This is a genomic window from Parasedimentitalea nitratireducens, assembly GCF_057444295.1.
Window position 1 is genome coordinate 585380 of sequence record NZ_JBYAXC010000003.1, and the last position, 14251, is coordinate 599630.

The 14251-nt window shown below is 52.9% G+C and carries 11 protein-coding genes and 4 pseudogenes; 8 read left to right on the forward strand and 7 right to left on the reverse strand.

What is annotated here, in order from left to right; all coding sequences use genetic code 11:
- Positions 1–87 precede the first annotated feature (87 nt).
- Both AC2T28_RS13485 and AC2T28_RS13490 read left to right on the forward strand, forming a co-directional pair.
- Positions 88–636 carry a histidine phosphatase family protein gene (locus tag AC2T28_RS13485; protein ID WP_486749504.1) on the forward strand — a complete coding sequence of 183 codons (549 nt, stop codon included), beginning with the start codon at positions 88–90 and terminating at the stop codon, positions 634–636.
- Positions 637–774: 138 nt separating this feature from the next.
- Positions 775–978, forward strand: coding sequence for a hypothetical protein (locus AC2T28_RS13490; RefSeq protein WP_486749505.1), 204 nt, complete (start codon positions 775–777; stop codon positions 976–978).
- Between the two features lie 202 nt (positions 979–1180).
- Here AC2T28_RS13490 and AC2T28_RS13495 read toward each other — a convergent pair whose 3' ends face one another.
- Complete coding sequence (locus tag AC2T28_RS13495; RefSeq protein WP_486749506.1) at positions 1181–1939, reverse strand: DUF6502 family protein; 759 nt, start codon at positions 1937–1939, stop codon at positions 1181–1183.
- A 390-nt stretch (positions 1940–2329) separates the two neighbouring features.
- Here AC2T28_RS13495 and AC2T28_RS13500 point away from each other — a divergent pair, with 390 nt between their 5' ends.
- Positions 2330–3352, forward strand: a complete 1023-nt coding sequence (locus tag AC2T28_RS13500; protein WP_486749507.1) for a vWA domain-containing protein — start codon at positions 2330–2332, stop codon at positions 3350–3352.
- 159 nt (positions 3353–3511) lie between these two features.
- Here the strand turns inward: AC2T28_RS13500 and AC2T28_RS13505 are convergent.
- Together AC2T28_RS13505 and AC2T28_RS13510 are read right to left on the reverse strand one after the other, a co-directional pair.
- Positions 3512–4218, reverse strand: a pseudogene (locus tag AC2T28_RS13505) (IS6 family transposase).
- A gap of 55 nt (positions 4219–4273) precedes the next feature.
- Positions 4274–4426, reverse strand: a pseudogene (locus tag AC2T28_RS13510) (IS3 family transposase); the annotation flags it as partial.
- 332 nt (positions 4427–4758) lie between these two features.
- Between AC2T28_RS13510 and AC2T28_RS13515 the strand changes: the two are divergent.
- The 4 genes from AC2T28_RS13515 to AC2T28_RS13530 all read left to right on the forward strand — a co-directional run bounded on the left by AC2T28_RS13515 (position 4759) and on the right by AC2T28_RS13530 (position 9299).
- Entirely contained in the window at positions 4759–5427 is a 669-nt protein-coding gene (locus AC2T28_RS13515) for a class I SAM-dependent methyltransferase (protein WP_486749508.1), read from the forward strand.
- Positions 5428–5518: 91 nt separating this feature from the next.
- On the forward strand, positions 5519–7342 hold the full coding sequence (locus AC2T28_RS13520) for a hypothetical protein (RefSeq protein ID WP_486749509.1): 1824 nt from the start codon (positions 5519–5521) through the stop codon (positions 7340–7342).
- Positions 7343–7407: 65 nt separating this feature from the next.
- Positions 7408–8337 (forward strand): lysylphosphatidylglycerol synthase domain-containing protein, encoded by a 930-nt coding sequence (locus tag AC2T28_RS13525; protein WP_486749529.1) that lies wholly within the window; start codon positions 7408–7410, stop codon positions 8335–8337.
- On the forward strand, positions 8334–9299 hold the full coding sequence (locus AC2T28_RS13530; protein WP_486749510.1) for a glycosyltransferase: 966 nt from the start codon (positions 8334–8336) through the stop codon (positions 9297–9299). The genes AC2T28_RS13525 and AC2T28_RS13530 overlap by 4 nt, the downstream gene beginning before the upstream one ends.
- Positions 9300–9329: 30 nt before the next feature.
- On the opposite strand, the gene AC2T28_RS13535 is transcribed toward AC2T28_RS13530, so the two are convergent.
- Positions 9330–10811 carry a hypothetical protein gene (locus tag AC2T28_RS13535; protein WP_486749511.1) on the reverse strand — a complete coding sequence of 494 codons (1482 nt, stop codon included), beginning with the start codon at positions 10809–10811 and terminating at the stop codon, positions 9330–9332.
- 19 nt (positions 10812–10830) lie between these two features.
- On the opposite strand from AC2T28_RS13535, the gene AC2T28_RS13540 reads away from it, so the two are divergent.
- A complete protein-coding gene (locus AC2T28_RS13540) occupies positions 10831–12393 on the forward strand; it encodes a glycosyltransferase family 2 protein (protein ID WP_486749512.1) in 1563 nt (520 codons plus the stop codon).
- Positions 12394–12574: 181 nt separating this feature from the next.
- Here the strand turns inward: AC2T28_RS13540 and AC2T28_RS13545 are convergent.
- From AC2T28_RS13545 to AC2T28_RS13555, 3 genes and pseudogenes are all read right to left on the reverse strand, one after another.
- A pseudogene (locus AC2T28_RS13545) lies at positions 12575–12962 on the reverse strand (DDE-type integrase/transposase/recombinase); the annotation flags it as partial.
- A 70-nt stretch (positions 12963–13032) separates the two neighbouring features.
- Positions 13033–13739 (reverse strand): annotated as a pseudogene (locus tag AC2T28_RS13550) (IS6 family transposase); the annotation flags it as partial.
- Between the two features lie 66 nt (positions 13740–13805).
- Positions 13806–14189 carry a sulfite exporter TauE/SafE family protein gene (locus tag AC2T28_RS13555; RefSeq protein ID WP_486749530.1) on the reverse strand — a complete coding sequence of 128 codons (384 nt, stop codon included), beginning with the start codon at positions 14187–14189 and terminating at the stop codon, positions 13806–13808.
- Positions 14190–14251: the final 62 nt, after the last annotated feature.

Here is a 14251-nt window from a genome sequence, read left to right on the forward strand (position 1 = left end):
ACTAACATCAAGCCTAGTAAAGCCATCTTTACTTTGCAATCGTGTGCACAGAAAATCCAATAAAAAATCAAACCGCAGGAAGAGTTTATGACCATCTACCTCATTCGGCACGGGCAATCCGAGTTTAACGCCTTGAATCTAGAGCCTGGCGCCGCCGACCCTATGATCATCGATGCTCGGCTAACCGAACTGGGAAAACAACAGGCGCTTGCCGCCCGTGAACAGATTCATGATCTGGGAATTCAAGAGGTCCTGACCTCCCCCCTGACCCGCGCCATCCAAACGGCCAAGCTGATTTTTGACGGTATCGCGCCAATTCAGGTCACCGCAGATCACCGCGAGCGCCTGGACCACGCCTGCGACATCGGCCGTTCACCGAGTGACTTAGCAATTGATTTCCCTGAACTGTCATTTGATCATCTTGGCGAAGTCTGGTGGCACACTGGTCCTCAAAATCAATACGGGGTGCCAGAAGAACCTCACAATCTGTTTGATATGCGCATCCAGAATTTCCGCAATTCTCTTGCACGGCATCCAAACAAACCGCTCGCAATTGTTGGCCATGGCAATACGTTCCGCTCACTCGCCAACTTTGACATGATGAACTGCGAGGTTCGTGAGTTTTTACCAACATAGCCCGCAAAACAGTCGCGCTGAGGTTCACCATTACCTGTTTACTCTGGACCCAGGCCCGGAATTGCTGATTATGAAGCCATGATAAATTTGATTTTTTCTTGTTTCTTAGTTGGTCTGCCAATGTGCTTTGGCATTTATATGGCCTTGAACCCTTCGCGTTCCAAAGACCGCGAAACCGGGTTGGCACTGGCTCTCTACGCCATCGTCGTAACCGTGGGCTTCGTCTACTATGTCCCCTCTGGAAAATTTGTAAGCGGGCATATCTGGCTAAAGATGCCCGTAGTTCTTGTTGTTGGGGGCATGATTGGATGTGCCGCAGGCTTGATAAAGCGCAGGCGCTAGTCTATCGGACAGCCCGTGCCTCCAATGCCGTCTCCACCAACAATATCGCTGGTGCTACACTCGTTATCTGGCGTGATGACCGGAGCTTCAAGTACAGGCTCAAATACTGCTGATGACCCTTCCAAATCCGGCTCGACGTGGACCGCGGGACTGCATGCTGCCAATCCAATAATTCCCAGCCAAATACCGATCCTGAGAAGGTTCATTTGTCGTCCTCTGTCTTTTTATAAAAATATCCGCCGGCCCGAAATCGGCCCTGTGCTGTTTTTGGATTCTCTCGCTTCATGGCGGCTGCCTTGTCGCTTAGCCGTTCAAAAATATCCATCTGCGCGGCATGAAACTCGGCCTGCAATTCATCAATCTGCGCTGCGGTTAATTGGGTATAGTGTACCGCACGCTCAAAATGCGGTGGATCCTGCCCCAGAACATTTTCGGTTGCAGCGCTCAGATGGTCGGCAAGGTTTCGGGATAAATAGGTAAGCTGATCCTCGGATCCGGCCAATGGCTGGTATGACGTCTTAACAAGGCGCACGCAATGCCCATCAGAGTTAATCTCTACCGTCCCAGTCGCAACCAACGTATCCAGCATTGTCCTTGGATGCACATCTTTACGAACGATGCGTGCAAGATCTTCGAATGACGGTGCCGGGCCATTTTTGGCCAAATCCTGTGATGTACCAAAATCCGCATACACCGGATCCGTTTGCCAGAGCGCAACCAAACGCGCGAGATGATTAGATCGTTCGCTCTTAGGCTCGGTCTCTCGCAAACGCACAATGTCACGCCGCTGCAACCCCGTGAGAACCGACAGCCTGCTATCGGTGATCTTACCCTGCGACGTGGACTTCGCCGCTTCGACATAGTGGAGCTTCAGCCTTTCAATCAGGTCTGGAAACAAAACCCCTCGGGCAACGGTCAATCGCGCTAGGGCGGCAAGAAGTGGATCAAGTAAATTCAACATAATGCGCAATATGCACATTTTAATTGACCGCGGCAAGATTGCGAAATATGTGTAACTTGCACATTATGGAGTGGAACATTGCATTTTTCAAATCGCGAGACTGTCAGGCCCAACTCGCCAAGATCAACCGCAAGCCCGTTATTGGCCGGCGTCCTGCTCCTGCTCTCGGCATGCACCCCTGCCGGTTATGGACCCACTGCAACAGCTGACGCGCCAGTCCTTGTCGAACCTGTTCTCGAAGCTCCTCCAATCGTTGACTCAATAGGCTACTCAATAATAAGTGAACTCTTCGGAAAAACCGCAGAGCCCAAAGCGCCGCGCCCAAGACAGGGCGTCCTAACCGCCGGTGATATCGACGACACCCGCAATCTTGCTGACTTTCAAAGATACATGGCCAAGGCATCACGCCACACCAGACTTCCCGCTGCAAACCTATCCAGACCGATCCTGGCGCAGCTTGTCGGCACTGATGGGAAACCTGCACCTCGTGTTCACGTAACCCTCCGCAAACCCGGCGCCGCCGAGCCTTTTTATCAGGGGTATTCGGGTGTTGATGGCTATGTCACTGTCTTCCCCGCGATCTACGGCGTCTCAAACCTGTCGCAGGTAGAACTCCGCGCCTTTTCCGGCAGACAGGGTGATGCGGCCATCAAGACCATAAAAACCGGCAACTCCCGCACACAGATTTCCCTGCCGTTTCAAAACTCTGACAGCGCCGAATTTCTGGATCTGGTGTTCGTGGTGGACACAACAGGCAGCATGGCGGACGAGCTGAGTTGGCTCACACGCGAGCTGCGCGGCATTGTTCGCAAGGCAAAATCCAGCGCTCCGAGTGTGGACATCCGCTATGGTCTGGTCGTTTATCGCGACCATGGCGACAGTTATGTTGTGCGCAACTATGGCTTCACCAATCAGCAATCACAAATGGTGTCCTGGCTCAGAAAACAAAAAGCCGCAGGTGGCGGAGACTACCCCGAAGCCGCAGCCGATGCCCTGGCCGCGGGCGCAGCCCTTAGCTGGCGTCGCGGCAAAGGGGAGCGGTTGATGTTCCACATTGCCGACGCCCCGCCCCACAGCCGCGATTCCGCCGCGTATCTAGAGGCAGCCAAGCGGGCCGCCCGTGCAAACGTGCAGGTATTTGGACTTGGTGCCAGTGGTGTCGCCGCAGAATCTGAATACCTAATGCGCCAAGCCGCAGTTCAATCCAGTGGTCGCTATATGTTCCTGACCGATGACAGCGGTGTTGGCAATTCTCACGCCGAGCCAACAATCTCGTGTTATCAAGTGACACATCTGAACGACCTGGTGCTCCGCTTACTGCGCAGCGAGCTAACCGGGCACCGCGAAGAAGCGGCGCCTGACTCGGTTATCCGTACTGTTGGCAGCTATGCCGCAGGCCGGTGTCTGAACTAGCAAGGTCAACAACAGCGGGATGTTCACGCATCCCGCAATTTGGAAACACCAAACCACCGGGTCAACGTGGCAGCCTCAAACTTCAGCAATCTCGTTGATTGAGTGGCAGTGCTGTCAGGCGGATTCGAACCAGTCTCAGTATGACTCTGAATGTCGGAACTATGCTGTACAGAATTGGCGCCACGCGGCGAGAGCAGTGGCACAGCTGACCTTGAAATCATCTCTTCTGTAGAGCGCGTGCTCCTGGTTGAAATGTTTGCAGATGGAGGAATGAACGGAGAATAGTTTTTGCAAACTTCGCATGCAGCTCAACCGCTGCATGGCTCGTTCTGGTCGTCGAAACGGCAGGTGTGAATTCTCAGTTCTGTTATTATTCCAAGGGCCCGTTTCCTGCCGGTCGGCGTTACCAACGACTTTCATCGCAGCGCCATAAGATCGAAGTTGGCCTGCCACCAAGGTATTCGGAGATCCATGTCGGCGCATTGTTTTCTTTAAAATTTTAATGCCGCCTTACGATCCCGTGTCTTCGTGACGAAGCTTTCCAGAACTTCGCCTTCATGAGCAACGGCACGCCAAAGATAATGCCCCTCGCCATTGATCTTCACAAAAACCTCGTCCAAATGCCACTGCCAGTTCGAATATGCACGCATCCGGCTGACCCGGTTTCGCCGGATCTCAGCAGCAAACATCAGGCCAATTCTATTCCACCAGTACCGCACCGTTTCGTGGCTGATGGCGATACCGCGCTCGTGCAACAGGTCCTCGACGTTTCGGAGCGAAAGTGGAAAGCGAACGTACATCATCACCGCCAAGCGAATGATTTCTGAGCTACTATGGAAGTACTTGAAGGGGTCAACTTTGTTCATGTACAGACATTACGAGTTCACTCTGCCCGTCTCAACCGATCTCCTTCTGACAACGCCCGCCGTAAATCTTCTTCCAGCGGTAATAAGTTTGTTCAGTCACGTTGATCTGTCTGATTGCGTCAATCCGCGGCATGCCATGCCCCATCAGTATTTCAACCTGCCGTAACTTCACGACATTCTCTTCGGGCTTGGGTATCTTAATCGCCATATATGGTCCTCAGATTGCATAATCATATGCGCGAACCACTTTTAGGGAGGAGGTTCACTCAACCAACTTTCCTCGGGCAGTGCCTTCTTGAGAATACTGAATTGAGACCGCTCGCTGTTTTGTCCGCAGGTTTGTCACTGAGGGACTGACATTTGTTCCAACTCGGCTTCGCAAAAAGTTGCAGGCCGTGAAACCATAGACACTATCGCGCAACGCTGCACCATTATTGCCGACAGAGCTAGTTGACGGAAACCAAAGCGCAATAATAGCGTAGTTGCGTATCGGTTTAATTTCTCGATCTTGTTTTGGGTTCGATGAATTAGGAGACAGGGATGGCATCATTAGGAGCGTTGGTTCGCCGGTTGCTTGGACCATTAGAACGACCTGTGTCCGACTTGTATCGTGCTGTGTTTATTAGCCTGCCGGATCTTGGTCGCATCATCGAAAGTTGGGTGACGCCCAAGAATATTCTGGAAATCGGCTGTGGTGAAGGCGCGCTGGCAGAGGTGCTAGTGGAGCGATTTCCTAATACCAAATTTCTCGGGATCGACATCATTCCCCATCTTGGCCGCCAATATTCCGGCCCTGAGGAACAAGTCACCTTTCGACAGATCCGGGTTGAAGAGCTGGTTGCTACAAAGCCTAACCAATTTGATCTGATCATAATTAACGATGTACTGCATCATGTGGAACGAGGTGAACGCGCTGGAATTTTGGAGGCCGCTGCGGTGGCGTTGGCGCCGGGCGGAAATTTGGTTTTGAAAGATTGGGTCCGACGGCCGACGCCTATTCACGCACTGGTTTATATCGCCGATGCCTGGATCGGCGGGGATAGGAAAGTACACTACATGGCCATTGATGAGCAACGCAGTCTTATCGAAGAGGCTTTTGGAAAAGGTGCAATCCAACAGGAACAAACCATTCGCCCGTGGCGGCAAAATCATGCGTTTCTTGTTACACGGATGATGGACGCAGAACCTCGACAGCATGCGGATGGATGAAGTCAGAACCAGACAGTATGCGAACGCTGTAGCATTAGTTTGCTTTGCCTTGATCTTGGGGAATTGGTTATTATTGCATCCCTATCGGGGGATGATAGCCGACGGTCTTACTTACGGTGCCCTGGCTTTGTTCCGTGCTCAGCCTCAGGCCTATGCTGACGACATGATGTACATCAACGGTAATGCTGTGGTGTCGGTGTTCCCATGGGTCCACGAACAATTCCTCCGCTGGTTGGGATTTGCCAAGGCTGATATTGTGTTGGTGATCATAGGCCAAGCTCTTTGGCTAGCGTCCTTGGTGTCCTTGGCACGCGCGCTGTTCAGCTCGTTGCAGTTGCAACTGTGGGCTATGTTCGGGGTTGTAGTTCTGGCAAATCTTTACGGGTTTGGCGGATGGGTCGGCTATGCCCAGACTTCCCTGTCACCGCGCACCTTTGCCGAAGCTGCGGTGCTTGCTGCACTTGCTGCGGCATTCTCAGGTCGCCCGCTTTGGGCCTACGGCCTGGCTGTTGGCGGGACGCTCATTCATCCACTGATGGCTGCTCCTTCGTTGCTGGTCCTTGCCATGTTGCAGATTGGAACGTTGCGCGGGCTGCTTGTGATCTTAGTTCCGGCATCGGGATTATTCATGATTCTGGCATTGGCTAATTTTGGCCCCTTTGCCCTGTTTGGCATGCGTTATGATCCAGACTGGACGCAGATCCTGCGACAAAGTATGCCACATGCCTTTTTATCCAACTGGCTTGATCCATCGCTGTCTCTGGGCATCCAACCAGTTTGTGTCTTGCTGATTGCTATGGGCGGAAGCGATCAGAAAATAGCGCGTTTGTCCCGGGTTGTTTTGGTTATACTGCTGGTCTTCACCGGGATCGACTTTATCGGGGGCGAACTGATGAACGACGTCCTGATCAAGAACTTGCATTTCTGGCGGTTCTTATGGCTGGTGACCATCCTAGGGAACCTTTTTGCCTTTCCTTTGTTGTTTGATAAAGCGTTGCCCCCTTTAACGACGCGCCTATTGTTGATCACGGTACTTCTGTCGATGTTAGAAGCGCGTGCCTACCTTTTTCCAGTTGTCGCATCCCTGGTTGCCTTTGGGGCCGTTACAACAATGTGGCTGAATGGCTGGGGGCTGGCTCGTTCCCAAAAGACAGCGCAACGCGTCGAAAGACCGGTGGCAATTCTGTCGATCATTATGGTGCTGTTGTTATCTGTTGGATGGCGCAACCAAACGCTGGAAAACCCGGAATACCTGATTGCTTTTTTGCCCTACCTTCTATTGCCGGTGGCCTCTGCCTCCTGCTTGTGGCTTTTGCTGCGCAAGCAAGTAATTCGTTTTGCTTTGTGGAGCATCGCCTGTATCGCACTGGGCGCCTTGGTATTGGGCATTGCACTCTGGGATGGACGCAGAAATTGGCAGAGCTTCACCAATGCTAGCATTACATTCCCTGCGCCAGTGCGAGCGATGATGGAAGACCGCAGTGTTTATGTAGAGGGCGGACCGGAAATCAATTGGTTCGGCCTGGAACAACCAAGCTATTTTTCTTGTGTACAATCGGTTCCGATACTGATTGATCGGGATGTAGCAATGGAGTTTTTTCGCCGCGGGGAGGTGTTAAGGCAGCTCAACAACCATGACTTTCGTTCGGCGAACATCGGTTATTGTCTGAAGAAAATGGACCCCGAGGCAACAGGCCCCAAAAATGTCGCGCAGTTGCGGCAGGTTTGCAACGAGTTGTCTGATCTGGATGTAATGGTTCTACGCGACGAGGTGGCGCATGCAGGGGCGCTGCGTTGGGATTTGCCGGAAATCGCCTGGAACCCGCCGACGGAAAACATGACCGAAGAAAAAAGGGAACAAGCTCTGCGGTATTCGCGCATGTATCTTTATGATTGCGACAGGCTGCGCAGGTGACGCAGCTAGCGTTCATAGGAGGCGGATAAGTGGCCACGCGGCTCGTTTTGAGGTGGCTGGTGTTGATGGGCATACCACTGGCATTGCTGATAGCCCTGTTGCTTACAACTGGTACTACTTTGACCAGAATCGGTGCGGAATTGGCAACAACACCACTCTGGATGTGGTTGTCGATCCTGGTTGCACTGGGCTGCGCGCAGGCAGTGGGCGCTTATAAGTGGCAGCGTATACGCAATTGGGTGTCGTCGGGCGCTGTTGAATTGCGGTTTTCGCAAGTTCTGGAGCTGACAACGGTGGGTTCGCTGATGGCGCATGTCCTGCCGCCTCAAATGGCGCACGTAGTTGTACGTTGGCTTTTTGTGAAGGATCATTTGGGCCAAGGCAGAGGGGTTCTTGCTTCTACTCTGTTCGAGCATTTTTTCGAACTGGTAGTCTACGGGTTCTGTGCCGTCTCAGCCATGTGCTTTTACCTGACAGGAATCGCGCCTCTGGCATTGATGATATTTTTGATTGGGATACTTGCCGTTAGTGTCTTCTTCGCCCAAAAGTTGATCGCGTTGACGGCTGAATTAGCGCGACGGCTGCAGCAGCGGCGGCCGAAAAACACTTTTTTCGCGGCATTTTCAGAAAAAATGCAATTAATCGCAGCCATGCCAAACACCTTGTCGGCCGAGGTCTATGCGCTGACCATCCTACTCGTTTTGGGGCGAGGGGGTATCGTCGCTATCATCGTCGCTGCTATGGCACCTGCCATTGATCTGTGGTGGGTTGTAGCTGGGTTTCCAGGCGTTGCCTTTCTGTCGAGCCTGCCGATTTCACCCGCCGGACTGGGGGTTGCGGAGTGGAGCTGGAGCGCTTTGCTGATTGCTGCCGGAGCGGGAACAACCATGGCGGCGGCAATCGCCGTTTCGATCCGATTAGTGGGCGCGTTGTGCCTGTTGGTGATTGCAGCATGCCTGCGGGCGCTGATCCTGGTAAGGCGGGGCATTTCATGAATATGAATTCCAAGGTTTGGTTGACAGTCGTGATGCCAGTTTACAACGGCGCCTCCACACTGGCTGACAGCCTTTCATCGATCGATACCGCTGATGCCGGAATTGAGGTGGTGATCGTGGATCAGGGAAGCACCGATGGAAGCGCAGACATTGCACGCAGTTTTAGTGACCGATTGAATTTGTTTATTGTTGACGCACCGCAGAACAAAAACTGGATGCAAAACACCAATCTTGGAATGAAAATGGGGCGAGGCATCTATGCCACCATGCTACATCAGGACGATCTGTGGTACCCAGGTCGATGCGCCCTGTTGCGGCGGTTGCTGGCTCTGTCCGAAGGGGCAGCGCTATGGGCGCATGCCAGCAGCTATATCAATGACAACGGGTGTCGCATTGGAAGCATTGCGGCGCCGTTCGGGCGAAAAGAGCGGATCATACCATCCGCTCAGGCCCGCCAGGCACTATATGTTCAAAACACGCTGTCGGTACCCGCCGTGATGTTCCGCCGTCAGCAGTTTCTGGATATGAACGGGCTTAACGAAACCTTGTGGTATACAGCTGACTGGGAACTTTGGTTGCGGCTTCTTACAACGGGCCCGATGGTTTGGTCAGGGGGCGAGAAAACCGCTTTTCGGATCCATTCGGGCTCGCTGACTGTCACCGGCTCGAAATCGTCTCAGGCCTTTGCAGAGCAATTTGACACAGTGCTTTCGCGATGCAAACACGATATGCCATCAGCAGTGCGCAGCCGCGCAGTTTTGTCTGCCCGTATCAATGTTTGGCTGGCCGCCCGATATCACGGTGATCGCCCGGCGCTGATATCTATCTTATGGGCTATCCTTGGGTTGGGTCCGCTCGGATGGTGGCGTTTGTTGCGCGAAACCCAGTTGATCAAGCGGGTTTTGCCTCGGCTGCGGCTACGGCTGCCAAGAATATCGCTGCAAAGATTTCGAACTAAGTAAAGCACTGGCTGCAACGCTTGTTCGCGCCCTTCAGCAGCCCAGCGGCCAGTCGGGGGCATCTCGGTTCACTTTTCCAGGAAGGCCAAACTCAGATGCGTGTTCCTCCGAAAACCGAATGACAACGTAGTTTTCGCATAATGTTGTCAATTGTTCTTCTGTCAGTAACAAGCGGGCCATCCGCAACGGTGAGTTTGTCAGAAAAGGGTCGTTGCGTGCCAAATCGGTGACGAAGGCGTAACCTGGCGCATCGATTACTATCACCTCTGCTTGCCAATCCAGCATCGCGTCATGCGCCTCAATGTAGGGCCGAGCGAATAGGTGCGCCTGAAACGCTCGCAACGGGGTGAGAGCCAACGCTGAAACGGTGGCTACCGAGATCAATAGAACCTTTGCCTGCTGCACGGTTTTTACAGTCATTTCTTTGGTCATGCGCACCCAGAACAAGGCGGCCAGCAAAACCATATTGCCCAACAAGCCATGCAGGTAACGATAACCCCAGCCGTGTCCTTGGTAAGGGATCACCACAATGGACAAGAACACGGTCGAAACCACCCCAAGCAGCAATGCGCGCGTGTACCCGCTGGTTTTCAGAACAGCGAACACCCCGCCAATAGCCAATGGTAGAACCAGCGGATTGAGCCACATCATCAACCGGAACAGGTTTTGCCCCATCGTGCCGATATCGCTCCAGCTCGATTGTGACACCAGAATTTTCAATAGCTCTAACAACCGTGCGGCACCAACGGGTTCTTGGCCCGATGCGGTGGTGCTCAGAAACGCGTGCACCATTGTATCATAACTCGACCAAGCGTAAAATCCGGCACCAATAACCAGCAGATGCATCATCGCTGTACGACGGTGACCGGCCAACCAGGTTTCGAACAGAAACGGGAGTGCGAAAAGCGGAAAGAAAATGGCTTGGTGCAGTCCAATTGCTAGTATGGCTGTTACACCTGCGCCAAGCTGAGCCCATAATCGAGGACTTAGAAAACACAACAGCCACAGCAAATTGCAGGCCAAATGCGCCGTCATCGCATAGGGGGTCATGGCCGTGACAATGAATTGCGGAGAGCTGGCCAAGAATAATACTGCTATTTTTCCCAGGCGAGGTTCATCTGGGAAAATCTCCTTTGCAACGCGGGCCAGAAGCAGAACCGATGCTGCGGCAAGGACCGGGCTGGTCAGCGGAGAGAGTGTTCGCTGTAGCACCGCATTAATTGGCAGATATTCCGATGACCAATAGGAGGCATCATTGATCAGCCGGGTGAAGGTGGGTTGCAAGGCGCTGGCATAGGCCTGCCATTCATTCGGAATTGGCGCAGCCGGGATTGAGTTTGCAAAGATCACGCCATCCTCGACGGCCCAAAACTCATCGCGTGAGAGAGGAAAGCCTGAAAACACCAAATGGCTTCCGATGGCTGTGCAAAGCAGTACCGCTACGAACAGGCTCCAGATCACTACGGTGGAATTGGTACGCTGGGTCTCTGGCTTCAGAGCAACAGCGCGGGACATCCGAAATAGTGCGGTCAGAATGACAAGCAAAGCTAACGCCGCGGGCAAATCCTGGCTCAGAAAGAAATGCAGGCTGAGCCAGTGCCATTTGCCGAACACAATCGAAAACGCTGATAAGAGGCCAAGAAAGGCTGCAAGGCTAATCCAGATCACCAATATCTTGTTCAGATTTACCATGTTTCCGGCGCCTGCAAGCCCTACTCTTCTTGGAGGATATCTGGATGACACAACCGTGCAAGGTGTTTGCGGTGACAGGCCAAAACAAGCGAAGCTTGCTTTGAACTTGCGCATGCGTATTCTGAGATCATTGAAAACTGTACTGTCTCAACTCGCACAGAAGCAACTTGTAGTGAACATTTTGGATAGCCAGAACACATCACCCCCAAACGAGAACCCGAGTGTTGCATTTGTTCTACCCTGCTTAAATGAAGCCAAGACCATAGAATGGTGCGTCGTGCGTTGCCAAGCCGCGTTGCAAATCCTGAGCGATCGCCACGGCCTGACAGGAGAAGTGCTTGTAGCTGACAATGGTAGCACCGATGGCAGCCAAGAGATCGCGCGAAGAAGAGGTGCACGGGTCTTAGATGTGGAGGTACGAGGCTACGGTGCAGCCCTAATCGGGGGGATTGATGGTGCGAGCGCCGATTATCTCGTGATGGGTGACAGCGATTGCTCATATGACTTTCTCGAAGCGGTTCCCATGGTTGAAAAATTGATCGAAGGCGCTGATCTCTGCATGGGGTCGCGCTTCAAAGGTGAGATCAAACCGCGGGCCATGCCGTGGAAAAATCGATATATCGGTAATCCAGTGCTCTCTGGCATCCTGAGGTTCCTTTTCCGAACCGAAATCAGCGATTCCCATTGCGGAATGCGTGCAATTCGAGCCGAGGCGTACCGAGATCTGAAACTCAGCTCGAGAGGGATGGAATTTGCCTCGGAAATGGTTCTGAAATCAGTTCTCCGGAAACAGGAGGTTGCTGAGGTGCCGATCACGTTGCACCCGGACGGGCGGGACCGTCCGCCGCATTTGAGCCCGTGGCGCGACGGGTTCCGACATCTGGTCTACATGTTGCTGCTCAGCCCTCGACATGTATTTTTGTGGCCTGCATTGCTGATGTTTGTGTTCGGGTTATTCATGATGCTGATACAGTTGGGCGTGCGGGATGGAGCGCCAGTTCTGATCGGGCCCCTCCATTTCGGGCAACATTGGGCGGTGGTTGCTTCAGCGGCGCTTATTATCTCGACGCAGCTAGGCTCGATGGGCCTTATGGCGCTCGTGTTCGGCGTGCGTGTCGGCTATCGCTATCCGTCAGCGAGGATGCAACGCTTTTTGAAGTACTCGAGGCTTGAGGTCTGGGGGCTAACAGGCGGTCTGCTTATCGTTTTGGGGCTGATCTGGGCTGGGGGAATCACTGGTGGGTGGGTGGCATCGGAATTTGCGGACCTTGATAGCATGCGGGCAATGATCGCCTCGGCTACCCTAGGGATTGTGGGCATTCAGATCCTGTTTTCTGGGATTTTGTTGTCAATTCTTTCGGGCAACCGAACAGCACATCTGGGATTGGTGGCTACCAAGGATTGATTTAGCCTGGGAGGCGCAAAAAATGATGCTGTCGGACAAATTCAAACCGGTCTATTCAAGGGAAAGAATGCTGCTACTAATACCACGCGGAGATCGCGGTATTCATCTAGTGCCGCAGCCCGTTTGAGGGTGGTGTCAGACAAATTCGAACTCATCTCTACTAGGCCAGTGACACAGCCCTTTATGCTGCGCAAAGACCGCGCCTTTCTGAAAGAGCGTCAGAGCGGTTCAACTTGAAGTGGTCGCGTTTCGAATGACTTCGATCCTGATAGAAGTGGTTGAAAATGGAATCTTGAATGGCGGTAAAATTCTGCGAACTTCGCATCCGGCGGAAATGTTGTATGGCACGCTCTCGTCGTCGAAAAGGTAGGTGAGAGTTTTCAGCCCGATTGTTCTTCCAACGGCCGGTTTCCTGTTTCGTCGCATTTCCAATAACTTTCATCGCCGCACCATAAAAGCGCAGTTTGCCAGTGACGATGACCTCTGGTTTGCCGTACCGTTGCATCACTTTCCTCAGGAATTTAAGGGACCGCAGCTTTGTCGCGACGCTTAGTAACGTAGCTTTCCAGCGGTGCTGTCAGACGGATTCGAACCAGTCTCAGTATGACTCTGAATGCCGGAATATTCTGTACAGAATTGGCGCCACACGGCGAGAGCGGTGGCACAGCTGACCTTGAAATCATCTCTGCTGTAGAGCGCGTGCTCCTGGTTGAAATGTTTGCAGATGGTGGAATGAGCGGTGACGAATTTTTGCAAACTTCGCATGCTGCGAAACCGCTGCATGGCTCGTTCTGATCGTCGAAACGGCAGGCGCAAATTCTCAACTTATTATTTTCCAGCGTTCCGTTTCTTTCCGGTCGGCATTGGCAACGACTTTCATCACATTTTCATAAGAGCGAAATTTGTCTGTCAATCAGGTATTCGCAGATCCATGTCGGCGCATTGTTTTCTTTAGAATCCTCAATGCTGCCTTACGATCCCGTGTCTTAGTAACGAAACTTTCCGGCACCTCACCTTCATGATCAACCGCACGCCAAAGGTAACGCCGCTCGCCATTGATCTTCACAAAACCTCGTCCAAATGCCACTGCCAGTTCAAGTTTGCTCACATCCGGCTGACTCGATTTCGCTGGTTCTCAGCAGCAAACATCGAGCCTAGTCTGTCCCACCAACACCGCGCCGTTTCGTGGCTAAAGTTGACGCCGCGCACTTGCAGAAGTTCCTCGGCTTTTCTAAGCGAAAGCAGGAAAGGACATACACCATGACCGCGAGGCGAATAGTCGCCGGGCTATTGTGAAAGTAATTGAAGGGGGCAAGTTTGCTCTCACCGAAACATTGCGAGACCACCCCGCCGCCCCCGGCCGGTATCCTTCTGACAATGCCAATTAGACGCAAACAATCGAAGTGGGCCGCTCAAGTGGAGCTGGCCACCACATCCATGGACATACGCGCGACAACGATCACCAGAAAGCACCCGAACATGATTTCAAGCCTGCGCTTGGACATGCTGTGGGCAAAGCGGGCCCCCAATGGGGCAGAGAGCATAGAGAAAGGAATGACCATCGCCGCAGCCAACAAGTTCACATAGCCCAATGTCCATTCCGGTAGAGTTTGCAGACCCCAGCCCGCATAGACATATCCCAATGTGGCTGGGATCGCGATCAGCACACCCAGCCCAGCGGAGGTGGCAACAGCATGATGAATACTTTGGCCGAAACTGGTCATGAACAAATTGTTCAAGTTGCCTCCACCTATACCCATGAATGTAGACAGAATGCCGATACTGTCTGACGTCAGCGCTTATGGGTCCAAATAGCCGTATTTGATAAGAGAGAGTTCTTGGCTCATCGTAACCACTG